This is a genomic window from Dyadobacter arcticus (assembly GCF_011762185.1).
Lineage (GTDB): Bacteria > Bacteroidota > Bacteroidia > Cytophagales > Spirosomataceae > Dyadobacter > Dyadobacter arcticus.
Genome location: NZ_JAASQJ010000004.1, coordinates 100,141 through 123,315, shown reverse-complemented (window position 1 = coordinate 123,315; position 23,175 = coordinate 100,141). Strand labels below are relative to the sequence as shown.

At 44.9% G+C, this 23,175-nt stretch carries 17 protein-coding genes; 4 read left to right on the top strand and 13 right to left on the bottom strand.

The genetic code is table 11. The annotated features are described in order from the left end of the window. Positions 1 to 82 precede the first annotated feature (82 nt). From FHS68_RS19415 to FHS68_RS19395, 5 genes are all read right to left on the bottom strand, one after another. A complete protein-coding gene (locus FHS68_RS19415; protein ID WP_167273684.1) occupies positions 83 to 1,039 on the bottom strand; it encodes an MBL fold metallo-hydrolase in 957 nt (318 codons plus the stop codon). A gap of 116 nt (positions 1,040 to 1,155) precedes the next feature. Next, a complete protein-coding gene (locus tag FHS68_RS19410; protein ID WP_167273681.1) occupies positions 1,156 to 2,175 on the bottom strand; it encodes an alkaline phosphatase D family protein in 1,020 nt (339 codons plus the stop codon). A 100-nt stretch (positions 2,176 to 2,275) separates the two neighbouring features. Continuing rightward, positions 2,276 to 3,970: a GH39 family glycosyl hydrolase gene (locus FHS68_RS19405; RefSeq protein ID WP_167273679.1), complete on the bottom strand. Its 1,695-nt coding sequence runs from the start codon at positions 3,968 to 3,970 to the stop codon at positions 2,276 to 2,278. 51 nt (positions 3,971 to 4,021) lie between these two features. Then, positions 4,022 to 4,774 (bottom strand): LytR/AlgR family response regulator transcription factor, encoded by a 753-nt coding sequence (locus tag FHS68_RS19400; RefSeq protein ID WP_167273676.1) that lies wholly within the window; start codon positions 4,772 to 4,774, stop codon positions 4,022 to 4,024. Between the two features lie 3 nt (positions 4,775 to 4,777). After that, entirely contained in the window at positions 4,778 to 6,631 is a 1,854-nt protein-coding gene (locus FHS68_RS19395; protein ID WP_167273673.1) for a histidine kinase, read from the bottom strand. A gap of 274 nt (positions 6,632 to 6,905) precedes the next feature. Here FHS68_RS19395 and FHS68_RS19390 point away from each other — a divergent pair, with 274 nt between their 5' ends. Next, positions 6,906 to 7,352 (top strand): nuclear transport factor 2 family protein, encoded by a 447-nt coding sequence (locus FHS68_RS19390; RefSeq protein WP_167273671.1) that lies wholly within the window; start codon positions 6,906 to 6,908, stop codon positions 7,350 to 7,352. A gap of 37 nt (positions 7,353 to 7,389) precedes the next feature. Here the strand turns inward: FHS68_RS19390 and FHS68_RS19385 are convergent, their stop codons facing one another. From FHS68_RS19385 to FHS68_RS19360, 6 genes are all read right to left on the bottom strand, one after another. After that, entirely contained in the window at positions 7,390 to 8,244 is an 855-nt protein-coding gene (locus FHS68_RS19385) for a transglutaminase family protein (RefSeq protein WP_167273668.1), read from the bottom strand. Positions 8,245 to 8,288: 44 nt separating this feature from the next. Beyond that, positions 8,289 to 9,398 (bottom strand): fatty acid desaturase family protein, encoded by a 1,110-nt coding sequence (locus tag FHS68_RS19380; RefSeq protein ID WP_167273665.1) that lies wholly within the window; start codon positions 9,396 to 9,398, stop codon positions 8,289 to 8,291. 474 nt (positions 9,399 to 9,872) lie between these two features. After that, positions 9,873 to 10,241: a hypothetical protein gene (locus tag FHS68_RS19375; RefSeq protein ID WP_167273663.1), complete on the bottom strand. Its 369-nt coding sequence runs from the start codon at positions 10,239 to 10,241 to the stop codon at positions 9,873 to 9,875. Between the two features lie 299 nt (positions 10,242 to 10,540). Next, positions 10,541 to 11,329: a TspO-related membrane protein gene (locus FHS68_RS19370; RefSeq protein ID WP_167273660.1), complete on the bottom strand. Its 789-nt coding sequence runs from the start codon at positions 11,327 to 11,329 to the stop codon at positions 10,541 to 10,543. A 2-nt stretch (positions 11,330 to 11,331) separates the two neighbouring features. Beyond that, positions 11,332 to 12,237 carry an NmrA family NAD(P)-binding protein gene (locus FHS68_RS19365; protein ID WP_310588607.1) on the bottom strand — a complete coding sequence of 302 codons (906 nt, stop codon included), beginning with the start codon at positions 12,235 to 12,237 and terminating at the stop codon, positions 11,332 to 11,334. A 128-nt stretch (positions 12,238 to 12,365) separates the two neighbouring features. After that, a complete protein-coding gene (locus tag FHS68_RS19360; RefSeq protein ID WP_167273658.1) occupies positions 12,366 to 12,779 on the bottom strand; it encodes a hypothetical protein in 414 nt (137 codons plus the stop codon). Between the two features lie 308 nt (positions 12,780 to 13,087). Here FHS68_RS19360 and FHS68_RS19355 point away from each other — a divergent pair, with 308 nt between their 5' ends. Together FHS68_RS19355 and FHS68_RS19350 are read left to right on the top strand one after the other, a co-directional pair. Then, positions 13,088 to 15,547: a TonB-dependent receptor gene (locus FHS68_RS19355; protein ID WP_167273655.1), complete on the top strand. Its 2,460-nt coding sequence runs from the start codon at positions 13,088 to 13,090 to the stop codon at positions 15,545 to 15,547. A gap of 123 nt (positions 15,548 to 15,670) precedes the next feature. After that, positions 15,671 to 18,058 (top strand): ABC transporter permease, encoded by a 2,388-nt coding sequence (locus FHS68_RS19350; protein ID WP_167273652.1) that lies wholly within the window; start codon positions 15,671 to 15,673, stop codon positions 18,056 to 18,058. 16 nt (positions 18,059 to 18,074) lie between these two features. Here FHS68_RS19350 and FHS68_RS19345 read toward each other — a convergent pair whose 3' ends face one another. Beyond that, positions 18,075 to 19,484 (bottom strand): DUF1593 domain-containing protein, encoded by a 1,410-nt coding sequence (locus FHS68_RS19345; RefSeq protein WP_374757526.1) that lies wholly within the window; start codon positions 19,482 to 19,484, stop codon positions 18,075 to 18,077. 213 nt (positions 19,485 to 19,697) lie between these two features. Here FHS68_RS19345 and FHS68_RS19340 point away from each other — a divergent pair, with 213 nt between their 5' ends. Further along, positions 19,698 to 20,339, top strand: coding sequence for a hypothetical protein (locus tag FHS68_RS19340; protein WP_229211979.1), 642 nt, complete (start codon positions 19,698 to 19,700; stop codon positions 20,337 to 20,339). 9 nt (positions 20,340 to 20,348) lie between these two features. On the opposite strand, the gene FHS68_RS19335 is transcribed toward FHS68_RS19340, so the two are convergent. Then, positions 20,349 to 23,126, bottom strand: a complete 2,778-nt coding sequence (locus tag FHS68_RS19335; RefSeq protein ID WP_167273650.1) for a DUF6797 domain-containing protein — start codon at positions 23,124 to 23,126, stop codon at positions 20,349 to 20,351. Between the last annotated feature and the right edge of the window lie 49 nt (positions 23,127 to 23,175).

The following is a 23,175-nucleotide window of genomic DNA, read 5'->3' as shown; positions in this document are numbered from 1 at the left end:
AGCAAAAGATAATTCATATGCAGTGCGCCTGAAAAATTATAGGGAAGCCGTGCCCGGCATACAGCCTAAGCGAAATCCCCCCTCACAAACCAAGCTGCATCAAATCCTTCCCAACAATGATGTTCCCCGGAAACGTACTGCGGACTGAATCGATCCAGACCTGGTCCGTGAGTGTCTGATCGTCGGGTGGCACAAAATGGTTTAATACGAGGTTCTTTACTTTTGCCTCCTGCGCAATTTTTCCTACATCTTCTGCGAGCGTATGGTGTGAGAGGATACTTGCTTTTAGCTTACTCGCATTGGGCCGTCTTTTCACCATTTCTTCCACTGCCTTCCCATTCATGACTTCATGAACCAGATAATCTGCCCCGGAAGCGAATGATACAAGTGGCTCACAATAAGCAGTATCACCCGAAAAGACTACGCGTTTTTCACCTAGTTTGAATTTGAACGCGAAACTCTCGGTAATAGGCGGATGGATGTTTTTCAATGCGCTGACTTCCATATCAGCATTCGTTATAAGTGTCCCTTCTGCTATTTCATGACTGACGACCAATGTTCGGATGTCGGCCCTGCCTTCGTCCTTTATCCTAATGTCAATATCAAAGCTGTTGGATTCCCAATAATGATGTAACAAATGCTTTACACCGACGGGTGCGTATACATGAATAGGTTCCTTTAACCCGGCAATCCAGGCGTTGTAAAGCAATGTGCCAAGTTCGAGGTTGTGGTCGGAATGATGATGGGTGATGAAAATATATTTCAAGGCCGAAAGGTTAACCCCTGCATCCCTGAGTTTAAACGTAACCCCATAACCTGCATCGATCACGATAGGCGCATTTTTGTACACGATAAGGTTCGCGGATGGGCTCTGCTTGTAGGATCGGATAAATGGACCGCCTTGTGTTCCTAACAGAACCAATCGGTCGCCATCCGGCGCAACCGGGGATTTCTCTTTTAAAACGGATGGTACATCAAGCCCCGCAGCCCCGGAGAGCAAGAGCGATTTTCGGATAAATTCCCTGCGGCTATCAGACATATCCATGAATGGTTGCTACCTGATTCATTTCTTGAACCGTGTTAAGCACAAAGCACATTCGGTATCTAAACTACTGATTGCAAAGAGGTTATATTGGTGTATGATAACGGCTATCCTCAAAAAACAATCCCCTGCGTCAGATAGGTGACCTGGTTATCACCATTTATTTTAACCGTTGCTTTCAGCGGTTTGCTGTTCCAATCTATGGCGATCAAGCCATAATTTAGCTCTGCTACCATGTTTCCTACTCGGTATTTGTTTGGTTCTTCATGCGCTTTGGAAACGTGGGTCAGGCCGCTGCTGGTGATGTCGTACAAATCGTAATCCAGGCCGGGAACACGCACTTTTGCCAGTTCGGCAATGTGGCGGTCGCCGCTGATCAGCATTGCTCCTTTTGGTTTTGTTTTGCCAAGCAAATCCAGAAACTGCTTCCGGGCAGTGGGGAAATTGCCCCACTTTTCGTAAACATGCTCCTCTGCCAGGAACTGCACGCCGCAGCCGATTATGTGGATGTCGGCATTCGAACCAGTAAGTTCATTTTCAAGCCATTTCCATTGGGTTTCTCCAAGTATATCTCCCGAGGGATCCGCAACATTGTCCTTTCCATTCTTTTTTAAGGGGTCCCGAAAATACCTTCCATCCAGCAAGATCACCTTCACCTTTTTACCGTTGGAACCATAAACATGCGAAGAGTAACCCCCTTCCTGTGTTCGCAAAGGACTGCCGGCCGGTACATCCATGAAATCGAGCATAAGCTGCTGGCTCTCTTTTCTTTTGGGATACTCCTTCCCGCCATCGTTCACTCCGTAATCATGGTCATCCCACACGCCAATCACCTTTGTTGCTTTTCTTAATTGACTATAAACCGGATTGGACTTCTGTTTATCGTACTTCGCTTTCAGGGTATCCATGCTTTCCGAATCGCCATAAATATTATCTCCCAGCCAAATCCAAACATCCGGTTTTTGGTTAATAATATCGTCCCATAACGGCTGTGGCCTCTTTTCATCGCTGCAAGAACCAAATGCTATCGTAGTAACAGTGGGTTGACTTTGGGCAGTTGTAGTCGTTTGCTTTCCATTGCGGCAACCGATGATCGCGAAGCAGAGGAAGGAAAATATAAATAATTTTCTCATGATTGATGAAAAGTGCTGGATACAAAAATAGGAAGCGATCTAATATCTGTACTGACTTCACAATTTGATAATGCAGGACATTCAAAATCAACACTGCAAATCACCAGCTGAATTTCAGAAGCGAAACGCCTTGCCTTGGCAGCAGTACTTTAATGTTCGCCACACCATTTTTTGGATTGATCCATTCTGGCGAAGTCAGCATTTGCAACTGTCCCGCTTTTTCAAGCTTCGCGATCTGTTCAGTCGATGGGCTTTTTGGAGATCCCATCTTTTTCCAGGCTTCATAAGCATTGCTATTCTGGCTGTCGATGCGGTAATGATGCATTAAAAGTTTTTGAGAAGGCAATCCGTTGATTTTCAAATCCACTTCCGCATCTGGCGCCGGTAAATTGTCGTCGTGGTAATTCCAGACCATAATGGCCGCAGATTTGCTATCCTTTGTTGCAAAAGCGTTGACATCGGGCCGGTCGCGAACGCTTTCATCCCTTACTTTCTTGAAATCATAGGCAAGATTTTGTTTCACTTCCACCCGGTTTCCCTCCATCATCCCAAACATCCTGAAAACATTAAGCACCGGCTTATCGACGCCATTGGTCGCCAAATCACGGAACCCGCGAAACCAGGCCTGATCTTCAAATTCAAACGCCCAGGTAACTGCTCCCAATAAGTTGACACCCCTGTTTTCGGCAAGATCAAACTTTCGCGCAAAAGAAGCCGCGGTATAACTCGAATATACCGTTCCGTTGCGGTAAGCATTTTGCGGATGCAGGTCTTCCGAACAAGCCGCGCAGCCTTCGGGATCCGATTCGCCAATGATAATCGGCAATTTCTTCAATGTCGGATAAGACGCCACCGTTTCAAAACCTTTGTCAATGTCGCGAAATTGTGTTCCCATATTCATTTGCACATGGCCATCGACGACTTTGGGGGCACCTTTTGCATGGAATGTGATGAAATCAATCGGCGAACCCGTTTTGCCTGTTACGTAATTTTTTCCGTTTGTAACATGGTCCAGAAATGCCTGCAAAAAGGCCTGCGCCTTATCCCAGGATGGCCCGGTTGTTTCGGGGCCACCGATTTTTGCAGTTGGCAAAGCACGTTTTACCGCGTCAGCCGTGTAATCATACATTTTGATGTATTCTTCGGTCGTGCCCTTCCAGTAGCCAATGTTAGGCTCGTTCCAAAGCTCCCAATACCAGCTTTCCACTTCTTTTTGCCCATATCTGGCCACCGAATGTTTGACCCATTGATAAACCAGTTCAGCCCACTTGTTATAGTCTTTGGGCGGGTAAGCCCAGCCGGTATAAATGTCGTTGTAGTTATCCCCGGGTTTCCAGAAATGGCGATAAGGCTGTGGTTTCGAAGAAAGTGCTTCTGGCATAAACCCGATCTGCGCGATGGGTTTCATACCGCGTTCAATGTAGGTATCAAATATTTTATCAACAATGGTCCAGTCGTAAACTGATTTCCCACTGGCATCTTCGGTGTATGCATTGGTCGATCCCCATTTCAGGGCGGCAGTTCCGTCGCCGGTTACCAAAAGACTGTGAACCCGCACATTCACAGGCACTTTACTGAGTTGTGAAATTTCGGAAAGCAATTTTTTGCCGTCCTTCATATAGGTATAGTTAGGTTCGTCGTACCCGAACCAGGCCCAGATCGGCTTCATCGGCCCCTTTGATTTGGCCAGATCAACTTCAATTACAATTTTATTGTCCTGTGCATTTGCGGAAACAATCCATGCGAAGCATAAAATGACTTGCAGCAGCGTGGTAATCCTGTTTTTAAAGAACATAATTGAGATTTTCTGTGATAACCTCAAAAACAGAATTACGTGGAAGTTTACTCAAATCCAGCCGAAGCGTTCCACAAGCTTATCTTTCTGGCTCTTTGCAACGGGAATACTGAAACCGTCGGACATAACCAGATAGCTGCCCTCGCCTTTCATGAATTTCGCAATGTGATCGAGATTGACGAGGTGTTGACGACTTACCCGCAGGAAATTACGTTCTTCCAAAATGTCCTGAATATTTCTTAATGTCTTGGAAACAAGATATTTCTGACCATTTGGCAGGAAAAAATAGGTGTAATTGTCATTGGCCTGGCAATAGAGCACATTCTTCAACTCCACAAACACCACGCCGTTCTGGTGCGGCAGGGCGATTTTATCAGGAAAGGGCTTGGATATGTTATGAGCAGGCCTGAGATGTTCTTTGAGCAGATCGATCTGGCGGTTATCGGTGCGCAGGGTGCGTTCGGCTTTGTGAACTGCTGCTTGCAAATCCTTGGCGTCAGTAGGTTTAAGTAAGTAATCTATCGCGCTGAATTTAAAGGCTTTAATAGCAAATTTGTCATAAGCAGTAACGAAGACCACCGCGAAGTCCAGGTCACCTACCATTTCCAGAAGTTGAAATCCATTCATTTTGGGCATTTCAATATCTAGAAATACCAGGTCCGGATTTTCAGCACGAATGGCGTCCAGGCCTTCTTCACTTCCCGTGCAAGCCGCAACCACCTTTACCTGAGGGCAATACATTTTTAGTTGCAGCCCAAGGAGCCGCACACAGTCAGGTTCGTCGTCAATGATGATTGCTTTCATGATTTACACGGGTATGTTCACTTCCACTCTTGTTCCTGCCGGCTGGTTTTCGCTGTCCACCAGATCCAGGATCCTGACTTGTGTTTCCGAATTATACAATTTATTGATCAGCCCAATGCGTTCGGAGGTCATTTTAAGACCAAATGATTTATGTCGGGTAGCCGATTTGCTTTTCAGCTCAGAAGCGGCGGCGCGACCAATTCCATCGTCCGTGATGTTAACTTGCAAAGTGCTTTCATTCACCAGACTCACCGCAATAGATAATGTCCCGCCCTCTTCTTTTTGCATCAGACCATGCCAGATCGCGTTTTCCACGTAAGGCTGCAATAGTAATGGCGGAATTTCAATGTATTGGGTATCAATGTTTTCATCAACCTGAATTTGATACTTCACTTTATTCTTAAACCGCATGGCTTCCATTTCAATGTAAAGCTGCAAGGTTTCGAGCTCATTGTCGAGGGTAACTTTTTCAGAACGAGAGTTTTCTAATACCAATCGGATCAGCCGTGAAAACTTGGTCAAAAATTCAGACGCACTTACGGAATTATTTTCCAGCGTATATAACTTAATGGAATTGAGGCAATTGAAAATAAAATGCGGGTTCATCTGCGCGCGCAATGCGGTCATTTCTGTTTCCGCCAGCTTGCCTACAAATTCCGCTTCCTGCAGTTTGATCTCATTTTGCAGCAGTTGGTTATCTTTTTGCTTGCGGCGGTTATTGAGAAACAGGATCACCGCAACCAGTAAGAAAATCGCCAGTCCTCCAATTAACAGATAAACAATCAGCCGGTTCTGGTAAGCAGTCCGTGCGCTTGTCAACTTTTCCTGGTACTGCTGTTCTTTGAAGATCAGTTTCTGACCTTCCTTGATCTGGTCTTTGTTGATCAGGCTATCCTTTGCAGCATTGGTAATGTCGTTGTAATAAAGTGCTTTTTTAAGATCCTTATTTTTCTCATACCATTCTCTGAGCATTGAACTCGCCTCCCTGATCGCCTCATACTTTTTAAGCTGCTGCGCACCATGGAGCGCACGCAATGCATTGGATACAAGAGAATCAGGTTGGTTGGTTTGCTGGTAATAGTTGGCGAGGTTCAGCTGTCCTTCGACAATGCCTGTATTATCATTGAGGCTTTGTGCATTCTTAAGGCCTTCCTTAATGTATGCAAGCGCTTTCTGAGGCTGATTGAGCCTGAGGATATTTTCACCCATCAAAAGTGGGATATGAAAAGCAAAGTAGCGGTTGGTCAATCTCGCTTGCTCCACATGGCCATAGCTCTGGCTGATATAGTGATACGCCGAATCCAAAATACCAAGACGCAAATAAACTTCGCCCAGGTTCATGGAAGCCCCCGCATAATGTTCGACCTCGTTAGGATTCTGAGGCGGGCCTGCTGACAAATGCTGATATGCTTGCAACGCGTATTTAAGTGCATTTTCCAGATCGCCCTGCCTGCTGTAAGCGGTGGAAATAAAGGCTACTGCTGTTTGTTCGAGTTGCGAATTTTTGTTTTGTTGTGCCAAGTGGATCGTTTCCTGTAAAGTTTCGATCGCTTTCGCAGTTTGGCCATAAACACTATACTGATAACCCAGCACCAACATTGCTTGTCCTTTTCTCCCGGAATCGTTGATCTTTTCGGCCAGGGCGATGGCTTCTTTATTGTACAGAATCCCTTTTGACGGATCTCTAGAAATCCAGGTCTTGCTGATTGTTACTAAGGCATCGACCCTGGCGGTGTCGGATGTTAACATTGGCAAGATCCGCATCAGACTGTCACTTTCGCGTATTAGATTTCCCGCCTGCCCGTAGCTCAAATAAGCCGTTGCCACAAACATAACGACACAGATGAGTTTGCTCATAATACCCTGATTTTAAACCTAAATGTAGCATTTCTCCTTTCATTCTAAATACAGGCACCGGGTGAACCAGGTATTTTTTTGAGGGAGTTAATGCTGTTTCTAAGGGAAGTAAAATCGGCCAGCTGCAATAACGTGTGATATGTTCACTCAAGAGTTAGCGTACTTCACTCAATGATCGCCTCTCCCCACATTGCGACGTTTGCTTCAACGCCTTGATATCCTGCACATTTGGCTATCAATTCAAAGCAATTCTTTCACAAAAACACTTAAAAACATGAAAAAGCGTCTGTTGATTTTCGTTCTGTCCAGTATCTGTGTTCATGCCGCTTTTGCCCAAACCGCTGATGAAAAGGCGATTGTAAAAACCATTGAAGACGAAAAGACGGCCAGCGACAATGCCGATTACAAGGCCTACCTAAGTCATTGGGTGAAAACGCCTTATGCATCATTTCTTTACAATGGCATGTTACTTACCGGCGACAATCTATGGAAAGCGATGGATCAAAGATGGGCAAATGCCAAGCCGCACAAAAACAATAACATTCGCACCGATTGGAATATCCATGTAAACGGAAATGCAGCATTCGTGACATTCAGTCAACAGACCGAAAACGAGGAGAAAAAGATCACCAGCAATACGGCAGAAGCCCGGTTTCTCGAAAAAATCAATGGGGAATGGAAGATTGCGAGTATGGTGGCCACAAACAAACCCAAGGAGTAGACACGCCCTAAGCACTTTTTGAAGATATTATTCTAAGCTATATCACCTTGTACGAAACGGTATTTTCGTAATGAATGGTTGAGATGGTGGGGCCGGTAGTGCCTGTTACAGGCATTGCGTCTTTGGGGCGGGGGCTGCATGCCAATGGTATGTGGCCCTCGCTGGCAAATAAGCCGCTGGTAGCATCCAAACCAATCCAGCCTGCACCGGGAATGTACACTTCAGCCCATGCATGCAAGTCAACAGAGCCGGTGCCACCGGTTTCGAGAATCTGTACCAGATAACCTGACACAAAACGGCTTGCCAGCCCCAGGTGCCGCAGTACCTGTACCTGAAGCCAGGCCGAATCGCGGCAGGCGCCAATGCCATTTTGCAAGGTTTGCTCGCTGCTCAGCACACCCTCTTCCATTCTTGTGCTGTAAGCGATCTCTTTATAAATGAGATTGTTAAGGTTCACCAAAAAACTGATGGTATCGCCACGGAGGTTTTGTGCCCTGGATACCAGCGACGACAATAAAAAGCCGTAATCTGTTATTTCGAGATATGGCCAAAGGTCATTCCTGGTTTGGGGCGGGTAAAAAAAAGGTGCCGTTAACGCGTAGTCATCAATCAAAAAATCGAATGGATTGGTGGGTGTTAATGTAGCGTCCAGCCTTATCTCGACAGACATTTCTTCCATAGACCTATCAAAATCGACCCGTGCTATAAAATTACCGCTAACATCCTGCTGCCAGTGTACCTTATGTTCCTGCGGCTCAACATGAAACGAATAACTGTTGATAATCGCCTGGGAATGGGCGGCCGGTTTCAGGCGAAATATATGAGGCGAAAGAAAAACCGGACGGTCATAATTGTAGCAGGTTTTATGATAAAGGGAGATCAGGAAAGACATATGAAAAAAGGAAAAGTCTTTAAGGCTGGCCCTTTGCAATGGAATTAACCTATTGCTTCATTTAAATGCGGAGCCCCAAACCTTTTCAAACTGGTGATGTGAGATTTTAAAGCTATCAAAAAAGATTTATTTTCCAGGTAGTCTAGACCAAATTCTTTTGCTGTCTGCCGCACAAGCGGGGCCAGTTTGGGGTAATGGACGTGACAGATTTTAGGAAAAAGGTGATGCTCGATCTGAAAATTAAGTCCGCCGATATACCAGCCCAGCCACTTGTTTCCCGGAGAAAAATTTACGGTGGTTTCCAGTTGATGGATGGCCCAGTCTTTTTCCACAACTCCCTGCTGATTGGGCAAAGGATAGGAGGTACCCTCAACGGAATGCGCGAGCTGGAAGATGACTGTCAATACAACCCCGGCAGCAAAATGCATTAATAAGAATCCTCCCAATATTTCCAGAAAAGGGATTTGAAATGCAAAAACAGGAACTGCAAACAATACGACGAAATACAATAATTTGAGGATCACCAATCCGGTCAGCATTTCCTGATTTTCCTTCCCCGACTGACGGTTAACCCCTGACTTAATAAAGTGATGATATTGAATAAAATCCTTCAGTACCACCCAGTACAATGTTAATATCCCGTAAAAGAAAAAGGCGTAAAACCATTTGAACTTGTGAAAGCGGTGCACATGCTCGTGCGGAGAAAGTTTAATCACCCCGCGGTCCTTAATATCCTCATCCATCCTGGCGATATTGGTGTATGTATGGTGTAAAATATTGTGTTGCAATTTCCAGTTAGCAACGCCCGCCCCTGCCAGGTTAATGGTGTAACCCAGCCATTTGTTCACTGTTGCATTGGATGAAAACGCGCCGTGATTGGCGTCATGCATTACACTCATTCCTATGCCTGCAACTGCGAATCCCATGACCAACCAGAGAAAAAGGCTGATCCAAAGTGGAGGAGTAAAAACAAGCATTACCACAAAAGGAAGTATGTAAGCGGATATCAAAATAATGGTTTTGAACACCATTGTCTTGTTAGCAAATCTGGATTTTTTATTTTCAATAAAGTACTGGTCAACCCTTTTCTTCAATGTTGGAAAAAACAGGCTTTTGTCGAGTGCAGCAAATTTAATTCTCTCATGAGGTCTCATTGTATCAATTTTAAAACGCGTAGTAGAATGACTAAGTGAGAGAAGAAGAGTTTTAAATCTGAGTAATTTCGGGAAGCCGTTCCTATAACAAACGCCCGGTATTCTACATTATTTGAATTTATTAAACAATCGCGCCACGTCAAAACTAATCGCCAATGATCTGGTCCAGGGATTGACAACGTCCTCCATTGCGGAAAAGACAGGCCTGCATTGCCGGTAAAAAGGTTTACCTTACAATAAACCAAAAATATTATGGCAAAAGGAACAGCAGTGCAGAAGGGCGACAAGAAGAAAGCTGAAAAAAATCTGAAAGAGAAAAGAGCAGATAAAAAAGCGAAAAAAGACGGCAAATCCAGCGGAGGATAATTAACGGAGTACAGTATACGCATTAACTAAAAAATCCCTTCGCTGTTTCAGCAGAGGGATTTATTAGGTAATGCCTTTCCATACAAATGTTTGCAAGTGCCTTAACACTTAGCCGTGCCTTAACTCAAAACTCTGGTCAGACTCATAATATTCCTGCCAAACATCCAGCAGGTTATGATCACCTTCCCAAGTCGATCCGTCAAAATTAAGGATCTGATTTGCACCTGAACCTTGTTTAAAAATTACATGATGAATAAGCCCGTCTTTTGTCCTTAAAAAAGCTTTGACTGAATATTTCCTAACATAGGTTGTCTGCCACTTTCTTGGATTGGGTACCGGCTTAACGAAGTCGGATTCAGGATAAAACCGGAGATAAAATTCCTGTATAGCCTGGTCGTAATTTGATTCAATCAGATGATCGGTGTGAAATACTTCTGACTTAAAAAAGTCCCTCAGTTGCTCTGGCGTTGGTTTCATAACTAAATTTTTGCATTTAATGCTTCATATTATGCTAAGGGAGCAATAAGTTCTCTCTCAAAATAAGAAAGCAATTTATGGTTCTCATCGCCAACCTTCTCGCAATAATAAATCCGCCTGATGTAATGAATAATGACAAGTTGGATTAATGGTGCCTCTATGGCTGTGATCATTGAACCTTCCTGATATCTATTATCCATCTCGTAAGATACGCTTTTTAACCCTCCAAAACTAATTCTAAAATGCAGCCGCATCCGGGATTAATGGATTTCTTTTAGTTTTAAAAATTCCTCAAAAACCTAAAACCGCTTATTCTTCACAATAAAATGCCTTCCCATGTTGAGGTAACCGTGCACACTGACATTAATAAAAATTAGTATTGCCGCCGAAATAGCCGCGTAAGCCACTAGCTTTTCAACATCCCAATTGGCCACTGCAATGGAAACAAGGGCCCATACTCCAACCATGGCAGATTCCCGGAGATTTCTGAGCCAGATTAGTAAGATGTTGATCAATGATGCTATTCCAATCATGATAATTGCCCAATTGGGAGCTGGGATTCCAAATCCGTCCCACTTGATTTTAGTCAGATAGGCCGCAACATTAGCCACAAATGCCACGATGATCCAGCCGAAATAGATTGCAAAAGGCCACCATTCCAGCGCAATTTGTTTGAGCGTAAGAAAATCAAATTCCATTCGCGTTCTCAAAACAATGCGGATCAGGCATAGGAGCAGCACAATCATGATCAGAACAGAGGTACCCGTGTAATCATAAAGCCAAGCCACGATCCAGAGACAGTTGGCAACGCAGGAAACAACAAATGTCCAGCCGATCGTATCAACCAGGGCTGGTGTTTTTCCAGCATAAAAAAGCCCCTTGCTCTGGTGGATCACAAATGCAATCAACCCGATATAAATAATTCCCCAGATAGAAAATGCATATCCAGCCGGTGTAAATAAGTTATGATATGAATCTGAAACAGAGGCCATTGTTGCGCCATTGAAGACGCCTGTATTGGATACGTAATTCATTATTATCGTGATTACCAGGGCAACGCCATTCGCAATCTGCAATGTCTTCGTCATATTCATTTTTTTAATCGTTGTGCAAGTACTTCTCTCACCGGTGTCCATCTGATGTGTGGGTACCGGTCATTGTCCAGCTTTTCCATTTTAGCCAATCCGCTAAGCATGTTGTGCAAATATTGCATGCCTTGCCAGGGCGGAAACACCTCGTCTTCCTTTGGAAAAAGCGTTCTGCTAATTTTGATCATCGTAGCAAGCATCCCAAGTCCGCCTACCCGAAGCATACGGAACTGTTCTCCCGTTGCTACGTCCGCATCTATCTTCAGTCCTTTCATACTGGCTACCTCTCCTGCAATGTAAAGAAAACGCGGTGTTTTCGGGTCCAATGCAGCGGCAGCCGTGAATTCCGCGGTGTTTTCGATGGTCGTAAAATCCATCAGCTGGTCTGCGCTACCCCAGTGCAGGATCCGTTTCATGCCGAAAAGCACCACGGGCGCTTCGCCAGTCAGCAAATCAGAAAACATTCCGTTTAAAATTGAGGTCGACTCGATGGGTGCCTTTTCGAGAATATCGCAAAATTCTCTGCGCAAGTCCAGGTTTCGGTTGCTGCCAATTGGCAGTTTTGTGTAATCTATGCAAAAATCGGACGGGATAAAACGGCGGACTCCCGCTGCCAGGGCCGCATGCAACAACTTCGTTTGTGCATTAACAATTACCTCACGCACTCCCGATAATGCTGATACCACACAAAACCCGCCCTCACAGGCCTTCGTGAGCTCTACTTTATTGCCGTAGTCCACTTCAATAACATTGACACCGCTTCGTCTGAGTTCAACAACCTTCTGACTTGAACTTCCCTTGCGGACCAACGCTCTGACAATCACTCCGCTTGAAAGCAAAAAGTCTGCTATTCTGCTTCCCAAATCTCCTGTCGCTCCCGCAAGAATGATAATTTTTTCTGAATTCATTTCCATTTCAATAGCCGACGGATATTTACAAACACAAGTCTCCGTGTAGCAAAATCGACCTGCACTCATGCTATAATTATTGTTCCCGGGCCGTTTTCAGGTGATTTACTTGTCTGTGGAGTATTTATTTACCTTGGAAACGGATCAATACCACGCAGCAACTGATTTCCCGATATTTCCGGGGAGTCGGTTTGATGGTTAATGGCACCCTTATATTCCAGCGCAGCCAGCCGGCCCTCTTCACGATATAAAAACGAAATCACAGTCCGAGGCTTACCAATATTAAATGCCTTTGATCCGGCGCTTGGATAGAAATCGATCAGTCCTTTTAAAGTTTCCCAGTCATTGAATTCCAGGCACTTCAACGTGTAACGCAGGTCGTCCCCGTCCCAATTGAGGTAAAGGAGATAGCGTTCGTTTTCAATTATTTTGAAATAGAAATTAAATCTCGGATGGTTGGCAAAATAGCTCGAAAGCATCAGCTCCGAAGATTCGGGAAAGTATGATTTAATCTCCTTACGCAAATAGTTCAATGCATCCATTCTTGTCTGTTAAAGATCTGTTTGAAGATTTGCGGCTTGAACAAATATATTAAATCTGCATTGCAATAATGTTTACCAGGTTTACTCTTTATTGAAAATCAAAAGACTATTTTCAAAATGGCATCATGATGGATCCAGATTTCGGTTATACCTGAAGATATTTCAGGATTACATGCATTTCATCAATATTCCCTGACCTGTTATCCTTCCGATTTCATTGGCATAACCTACTTCTGTTGTTTTGAATGGTGAACATGGATCAGTCCATGCTGGCCTGTTTGCAAAAAACTATAAAAAACAACACCGCCATGAAATTGACTTACATCAGCCTGATATTGGGCTTGTTAACCCAACATGCTTTCTCTCAAATTACCGGTAAACTTAAAACCGCCAATGGTCAACCGGTTCTGTATGCCAATGTTTTGCTTCTGAATCCAGCCGACAGTTCCCTGGTGAAGGGTGCCGTGACGAACGAATCGGGCAGCTTTCAGATGGGTAGCGTCGCTGCTGGCAATTACTTTCTGCGCATCAGCGCTGTGGGTTATAAAACGACTGACCTGCCAGCCTTTCTATTAGCTGAAAATGACGCAAAATTGGCTTTTGGAGATCAGATTATTGCAGAAGATGTTCAAGAAATGGGTGAATTGGTTGTGAAGGCGCAAAAACCGCTATACCAGCAGGAAATAGACCGCACGGTGGTCAATGTTGAAAGCAGTTTGATGACAAAAGGAAGTTCCACATTGCAAGTCCTCGAACGGTCGCCGGGCGTATTTGTGGATATGCGTAACGGCAACATTGCGCTCAATGGCAAAAGCAGCGTGCTGGTCATGCTGAATGGGAAACTGATGCGGCTACCCATGTCGCAGGTTATGGCAATGCTGAGCGGGATGAGCGCAAACGACATCGAGAAGATCGAAATTATGACGACACCACCTTCTAAATACGATGCAGAAGGCTCGGCGGGCATGATCAATATCGTGTTGAAAAAGCGGGAAGATTTAGGCACGACTGGATCTATGTCGGCCACTGCCGGCTATGGTTGGGCGGAGAAAGGCACGGGGAGCATGAATGTTTCCCATAACACGGCGAAACTGAATATGTATGCCTCTTATTCATTTGTCCGTGATCATTTTAAAGACGGCTGGTCGGCAAAGGGTGGCCAGGATATGCCTTTATTCGGTGGAAAGTTATATGTTGAGGCTGGCAGCACACAGGTAGCAATCTCCAACAGCCATAATGCAACCGCAGGCCTGGCAACCAGTTTCGGCAAAACGACATTAGGCGCGAACCTGACGTACAGTACCAATCGTTCAAACCGTCATTTTTACAACTATGGCCATTACACTCGGCTTGAAATCGATTCTTCGCTCATGATGAAGGGCGACGTTTTGGGAAAAGCGAAGTGGAACAATACAATCTTGAACGCTTATCTTGAAAAACAAATCCGGGATAACGAGAAACTCAACATTGACTTTGATTACCTGATTTACAACAGCCACAGCCCGACGGAAGGATCCAGCACTTTTTACGATCAAAGCGGCAATGAGACTATCCCGGAAGGCTCTATTTTCTCCAATCGCCAAAGTGGTATCGCACGCTCGCCGATCCGGGTTGCTGTTTTGAAGATGGATTATGCCAAACAATTTTCTGCTAAAATAAAGCTGGAAGCCGGTATTAAGGGGACGCACACCACCAGTTCGGCTTTATCCAGAATATTGAGTTTAGTTGACGATGAGTGGGTCGGCAGTTCGAGGTACACGAATGATACCAAGATGCAGGAAAATATTGGCGCGGCGTACTTGTCTGTTAATGCAATGATCAATCCAAAAACAAGTCTCGTGGCAGGTTTGCGCTACGAATATGCTTATACGCATGCGGATGCGGACAAGGAGGAAAACGAGATCAACAGGCGCCTCGGGAAGCTGTTCCCAAGTCTATTTCTTTCAAGGAAATTGAATGAGCGCTCAGAATTGCAGTTCTCCTACACCCGAAGAATTACCAGGCCTTCATTTAATGACCTATCCTCTTACCTGCTTTACAATGACCCAATGTCGGTGATGACGGGAAATCCAACTTTGCGGCCGACAATCACCAACAACCTTAAATTTGGATTTAACTACACGGGCTACTCCTTTTCTTTAACAGCGTCGCGGGACAAAAATCCGATTGTTTTGTATCAGCTGGATGATACCAATGCCCGGGACCTTTTGTATCAGGCTCCGCAAAATATGGTTTACCAAAACAATCTGACATTCCAGGCAAACCTGCCGATTTCAATTACTAAATGGTGGAATATGTCATTCACAGGCATTGGCGGCTTGCGGCAGTTCAAGCTGGACCATACCCGGGATAAAATGGAAAAGACTTATGCTGCTTATAATTTTAATGGCAATCAGGTTTTTTCGCTGTCCGGTGGTGTTTCATTCGAGTTGTCGGGCTGGTACAATTCCGTTGCTTATGAGGGATCCAAGCGGATCAGGGGATTCGGGATGTTGAATGCAGGGTTGAAGAAGGAGCTTAAAAACAATGGCGGAAGTTTTCAGCTGGCAGTATCGGATATTTTTAAATCAATGCGTGTAAAGGGTAATTTCGGCGGACTTACCCGTGAAGCTTTCGACCTTACGGCCAATTTCGTGTATGTTTCAGAATCTGCCCGGACGCGGATCGTGAAACTGACTTACTCGCGTTCATTCGGGAACAACAAAGTGAAAAGCCAGGGTTCCCGCACTACCTCTAAAGATGAAAGTGATCGGATCAGGAAAAACTAACGTCCGAAATCGCACAGGGTTATACCTATTAATTTATTGAATTTCAGAGCTTTACATAGCGAAAAAGCAGGCGGCACGAAATTTTAATTTAACTTGTGGTAAAAGCGTTATTTCAACCTTGCTATGCTGCAAAACTATTTCAAAATCGCCTGGCGGAACCTGGTCAGAAGCAAAACATACAGTATCCTCATTTTGGTGGGCTTGTCCTGCGGTTTGACCTCCGCAATAATCCTTGGTTTATATGTAAATGATGAGTTGAGCTTTGATCGTCATCACCAAAATGCAGACCACATTTACAGATTAAATCTTGATATAAAATGGGCCGATAATGAATATAAGATGGCAATGGCTGCCACGCCATTCGGCCCAACCCTGCAACGCGAATATCCTGAAATAAAAAACACATTGCGGATCAAACCCGGAGAAGCTATTTTCAGGAATGGGGAAAATGCGATTAATGTGAAGGAAATGATCTATGCCGACTCTTCCTTATTTGAATTTTTCGATTACGATTTCATTGAAGGCGATGCAAAAACAGCATTGAATGGTATCAATAATTTGGTACTTACTGAAAAACTCGCCATTGTTCTATTTGGTAAAACCGCCGGTCTGATTGGCAAGACGGTCCTTGTGAAAGATAACATTCCATTTACCGTAACGGGAGTCATTCAAGATCTGCCAGGCAATCATCACCTCAAATTCGATGTCATCCTACCGTATTTCAATAACACTATAAATCAGGTGGGCGCTGATAATTGGGGGAATTTCAATACACTGACTTACATTATGCTGGATAATGCCGCAACCGCGTCGAAACTGCAAGGCAAAATGCTGGCTTTTTATAAAAAATATATTGCAAAATCAGTGGGAGATGAGGGCAACCAGAAGGTTTCTTTTAAAATCACTTTTCAGCCGCTGAGTGAAATGCATCTCAAATCCTCGCATTTGCTTGGTGAAGAGAATGGCAGCAGCATGCGTTTTGTTTATACCATTTCGCTGATCGGTTTTTTCATTCTGTTGATAGCCATTGTCAACTACATTAACCTCGCAACTGCCCGTGCAACGGGACGCGCGCGGGAGATTGGAGTAAGAAAGGCCGTCGGCTCACAACGTTTTCAACTGATTGGACAATTCTTAGCAGAATCGATGCTGATGTCGTTTTTGGCCATGTCGGCAAGCGTCGTCTTGCTCTATTTATTGTTGCCATTTTTCAATACAGTTGCAGAAAAAACGCTTCATTTTGATTTGTTTAGCCCCAAAACAATTGGCTTGTTCATTGCTTTTACGCTTTTCACGGGCCTGGTCAGCGGGCTTTATCCGGCATTTATATTATCCAATTACAATCCGGCCGTAGTCCTGAAAGGTGCTGCGGCATCTAAGACGCAGGGTGCTTTGCTCAGAAAATCCCTGGTAGTAATGCAATTTTCGATTTCCATGTTCATGATCATAGGGACGATTGTGGTTTACCAGCAGTTGCAGTACATGAGCAGCAAAGAACTAGGGTTTAACCAACAGCAGGTGATCAACATTCCGCTCAGTGCACCATCCGCCCAACTTTCTTCGAATGTTTTGAAAAGTACATTAATGCAAAACCCGCTGATCCGAGATATAAGCCTGACGGATGGTAACATTGGCGGAGAATTAAATAATAAAAGCACATTTTCCTTTTACTCCAAGGGCAAAGAAGTGCCTGTTAGCACAGAATATTTTAATGTGGATGCGGGCTTTTTGAATGTGCTGCAAATGCGGGTAAGGGAAGGACGTAACTTTTCGAACGAGCTCGACAATGATTCTTCTGATGCCGTTTTGGTCAACCAAGCCATGCTAAAGAGGTTAGGATGGAAAAGTATCAACGATGGCCTGATCGAAGTAAATATCAGAAAAGTGCCGATCACGGGCGTTATTAATGATTTTCATTTACGCTCGATGCACAACCAGATCGAACCGCTTGTGATCGTTTTTAAAAAGGCCGGAGCGGATCAAATGTTTATCAAGGTACCGCAGCAAAATATCCAGGCGACCATTGGTTATATCAAATCAGTTTTTACCAAAATAAATCCAAACCAGCCATTTGAATACAGTTTTTTGGATCAGGCCTTCGCCAAACAATACAAATCGGATGAACAAAGGGGGATTTTGTTTTTAACATTCTCCGGCATCGCGATACTGATTGCATGCATTGGTTTATTCGGGCTGGCTACATTCACAGCCCAGCAACGGATCAAAGAGATTGGTGTCCGCAAGGTCCTGGGAGCTTCTGTCATCAGCGTAGTCGCTTTGCTTTCAGTTGATTTCCTGAAATTGGTAGGCATTGCAATCATCGTCGCTGCTCCAATTGGCTGGTACGTGATGCGAATCTGGCTGCAAAGTTTTGCGTATAAAATCGAACTTGAATGGTGGGTTTTTGCAGCTGCCGGGCTAATGTCAATATTGATTGCACTTGCAACCGTTAGCTTTCAAAGTATCAAGGCAGCATTAATGAATCCTGTAAAAAGTCTTCGGACGGATTAGTGCCGCTGATTTGAACCTATTCGGGAAATACGGTAACGATTACCCGTTGATACCGGGTCAGGCTCGGCTTGCCGGTATCAGTTACAGAAAGAATAATGTGGATGGTTTCAGGCTGAGTTACCACAGGTGCGATAAAAGAAGTGGTAACCGCATTTAAATCGTTGACTCCCAATGGCTTATTGCTCACGTAGCTACCTGGTTCCGGATAATAAATCCACTCATATTTCAGCAAATCCCCGTCCGGGTCCTGCGAGCCTTCACCACTCAATGTAACCTTTTCACCAGTTTTTGCTTGCAATAGATTCTTATGTTTTAACACCGCTTTTGGCGGATGGTTTGCCTCCTTAAACGGCTTGATCGTCCAATCCATCCGTGCTGCAAAATCATTTTGGAAAGCTGCGCGCCATCGCCAGATTGTAGCTTTGTTATTGTTATGGAGATTGCCGTCCACCCCTCTTACTTCGTCCATCGCGTCGGTGTAGATTGGCCGCGTTTCCGGTTCATAAAAATATTTCATTTTTCGGGGTGTATAAAGCTCATACCTTCCACCCCAGCTACCAAACTCCGGATGCTCAGGATTATTTAATCCATTGCTGATCAATCCTAGAAATGACGGGGTGTCCCCTTCCATGATGTATTGTGTAAACGGATATTCAGCACCAAGCGGCCCGTGGTTTCGCACATTTTCATCCAGCCAGAGGTTGTCGACAATGTCAAAATTTACTCCGGGAAACCGCCCGTGAGACTTGTCGCCACTGATTCCGGACCAGGTTGCAAAATGATAACCGCCAGCAGCGTGGTGGCCGGGGCTTCCTACATAAAAAAGCTCAGGAAAGGTTTTCCTGATCCACGGCCCAGTATCGTCCTGATCAGAAATGGTATACATCCTGATCTTGGAAACAAACTTTTTCAAATCCTCCGGCGAACGCGTCATTTTCACTTTCCAAAGCGCCTGCGCAAGGCAATTCGCACCGCCCCAGACCGGTATCCAAACAGGCCGATCATCTTTTTCATCAATCACTTTAATGATCCACTCCGACCCTTCAGAATCTTTCCCCTTCCCGACAGCTTTCATTCCGAACTCAGGTATACCGCCTTTGGTAATGCTCAACAGGTAGGCGGTTTCCGGAAAGCCCTTTTCATGCAGGAGAAGATTGGCACGTACCTTTCCATAGGTTTCTATAAGGTGCCTGATTTTTTCCGGGGCAACTTTATTTTGCTGGTGGATAGACGTGGTCGCAATAAGTCCTTCCACATCCCACTGATTGGAATAGGTAAGAAAACGTACCATGGACTGGGTATCGTCCGGCTCATTTTCAATGTCGGTTAAAACCAGCACACGAAATTTGTCCGCAGGGTTTTGTGCATAGCCGCAAAGGCAGCAGCACAGAAATAGCAGTAAAGACAGCCTTTTAGTTAAATTCACGAATATCGAAAAACAGAATTGACTAGAACCCGATTTACAATTCACTGACCTCGAAAAAGAGCGTTAACCCTTACAAGTTAAACAGTTTCATCTATTTAAAACGCAGTTGGTCTATTGCATCTTGAAGCGGTCGGCTGGCCGGATTAATTTTGACCATCAATTACTAATCCAGTCCTATTATGGAAAAGCTGATTGCTAATCAATCGCTTACAAATGAATGTTCAACTTCAAGATTCGTCTAACGCAATGCAAAATCGAAATAAATGGGGATGCCTTTTGCTATTGGTTGCAGGTGTCGCAATAAGCTGGGGTGTTTATGAATGCAAATATTATTACAGCAAATGGTCTGACTATCGGAACAGCCCCTGGGCATATAGTGAAGACGAAGACGCAAAACTGCTCGTCGGAAAGTGGGAAGGTTCCTTTTCAGATCCTGATAAAGTCCGGAAAAACATTACGCTCGAAGTGTTTGTGCCATTGACAGACGATGAGCGAGAGAACAAAGCAGGTAAACGCTGGAAACGCAGGGCTTTTTCCACGAGATACAACAACAATTTTGACGGCATTGCCACGGTTAACAGCAAATTGGGGACCGAAGAGTATAAGATTAGCGGTGCTGTGGAAAAGGATGATATGCACCAATTGCATTTCAGTTTCAGCCCGGTAGATGAGCGTAAGAAGGTAGTTCCAAACTTTACATTGCTGGGAGCAACGCAGGGAAAATGGGATAACGACCAACTGACTGTTACCTTTAATTTTGGTTACAACAAAGCCGATGGCGCCAGCTACTACAACAGCGCCGATCCCAGGCACGAGGTAAAGGTGACGGCGACGCTGAGACGAAAAAATAAATGATCAGTTGCCTTAATTCCCCGAAAGCGACTTAATGTATAAAATAACGGATTCAATTTCCGAGTCCGAAAGCACACCCACAAAGGACGGCATTTCTTCATTGTAGCCTTTTACGATCTTTTTGGATGGGGATAAAATGGATTCCCGTAGGTAACTTTCATCTGCTAAAACCTTGGTACCGTCGTCAAAAATCCGCTGGGATTTGTACAAATTCTTAAATGGCGGCCCGTACATACCATCTGTTTTGGTTCCTGGGGAATGACAGCCTGCGCAAGCCATTTTTTGAAATACCTCCTGCCCTCTTTCTATCGAAGCTACTTCTACTCTTGCGGGTTGTGCAGCCATTTCCGTTTTTTTTGCCGTTAAAAGCGCCAGGTCGACATTGTCAAAACCGTACTTTTTAAGGTTAATATCATCTGAACTGTTCACGGTAAAGTAAAAATGATCGTTCATTTTTTTTCCGTCTTTGGCCAATAAGCGATAAGCCACTTCCATTTGCATTACTTCGGTCATATCGGGAATTAGCAACAAAACTTTTTTCCCGTCTGCCGACACGTACGCCCCCGCAACAGGCATGATTTCTTCTCCTGTGCTTTTATCGAGCTTAAAGTGCCCTGAACCATATTCTTCGGTTCTGTTATAATTGTATCGTTTCACATCAAAACTTGCAAGATTGGTTGCTGCGGCTCTATCCAGCTCAGAATCAAACCCAAGGATAACGCCTTGTGTACCAGCCCGAAACTGATTGGGCATATAACTTGGTTTGCCTGTATATCTCAGCCGCATTAAGGAACTGATCCCAACCGAAGCCGATCCCCATAGATTAAAACCCGTCACATACAATTGTTCATCCGCCGGATTTATCGCGCCTTTTGAAGTGGGTGCCGGGTAGCTTGCATTTATATAGGATACCCCTCCCTGCATAATTTTGGAAGTACTGTCAATCAAAACACGGAATAACCCCGGCGTTCCGAAAGAAAAGTGGATCAGACTGCCGTTCAATGGCCCCATTTTATTTCCGGTAATCCAAGCCTGTCCCAGGCTAGACCGGTCGACACTGTGAGGGATCCACGTTAATGGCGGTGCTATCGGAGGGTTATCACTGCGGTGCGCCGTGGGAGGTACGCCATAGTAATCACCTTTTTTGATTACATAAATTGGTGTGGAAGGAACGAAATTTCCCTGCTGGTCGGTGGCGGTTAATGTGCCGTTTTCCGGATGCAAACCAAGATATGGCCCGCGCAAACCGGTGGCAATGACCTCAAATCTTCTGCCGTCCGGAGAAATTTTCAAAATGGTACCATTTTGATCTGAACCAGTCCTGAAACCCTTACCAACTGCCATCGACGTCATTCCAGGGCCGTTACTCAGGCTTCCGCCTTTGGCAACATAAAAACTTCCGTCAGGCGCATATACCAGGTCGGCTGCCCACTCGCGCGACTCTGCCGATTGGGGCATAATGTTAGAGAAGTTCTCATAATAATCCGCATTACCGTCCTGATTAAGGTCGTGCAACTTCACAATCCCCCCACGGTCAAACACGTAAATCGTGTCTCTCACCACCTCAATGCTCATTGGCTCATGCAAACCGGAAGCGAAACGCTTCCATTTTACATTTGCCAAATCTTTGGTAATGCCATCAACCGTCCACACATCTCCTTCGAAAGTCACAACCGCTGCCCTGCCATCTTTAAAAAACGCAATATCGGCCACACGAACATTGCGTTTCCACGGATTTGCGAGCGGTAACGTGAGCTGGTCTGTCACAAATGCCGCAGTATCCGGCGCGGTTACTCCTTTTGTAGTAATTGTCTCTTTCCAATGCGTAGGCCCGCCTTTCGCGAAGTCAGGTAATGCTGCGGGTTTTATACGGCACAGCTTTTCAAATGCTTTAATGGATTTCGTGGGCCCTTTCCAGATCAAAACCATTGCTTCGGATTGTTTGGACGAAGCTGGCACCTTAACCGTCAGATATTTACCATCTGTTACTTCTGGCTGCCAAGCACCTTTACCTGCAATACCTATCGCGGTGACCGAATCCTTATTTGCTCCCTGATAGACGTATGCAATTTTACCTTTTACCTCGCTGCTTGTGCCATTGCTGATTTCGGCTACTGTCATATATAAATCGCTGGCAATATGCTCTGCCCGTATTGTTCTCGTGAAAGCAACCTGCCCTTCGAATTTGGCAATGCCCGGTAATTCAAAAATCTTGCTATCTCCGACAGAATAAGACAGTATCGCCTGATTTCCATATACATACACACCGCTCCATCTTGCCTGTTCCGCCGGCAAAGCTTTCCATGTCTGGTCCAATGTGGTTTTACCATCTCTGAAAATAGGTTTACCGACGGTCCAGCCTGCGTAAGGCCCCGTCGCTATTTTCGCCTCACCGGTCAGCTTTGCAATGCCGTTATTTTTATTGAAAAAGTTCTTGTACGAGATTTGGGCCATTAGTACCATTGGCAAAAACTTACCTGTCCATGCTACCGACCATCTGAGCAGATCCGTGTCAAAGCAGGCATAGGCGCTATCACCTAATTGCAATGCAAGCGTACGGGCAGCTTGGTTGTCGGCTGGAAATGCCGTTCCCAGTTTGCGTGCATCGACGGACGTGGAAATGTATGGAAAGCCGGTTTCTACAAAGGGATTGAGGTTTGTGGAGTCCGGTTGATTGAAAATGTTCGCCTCGTAATGCGTGTAGCCAGTAAGCAGGAGAGTCGCCAGGGACAAGACCACAAATGAAACAACTCCCCATTTCCTGACCTGATTTTTAACAATTTGCGACATGTAATAACGGATTATAAGATCATGTCCAAAAGTCGCCGGACGTTTCAAA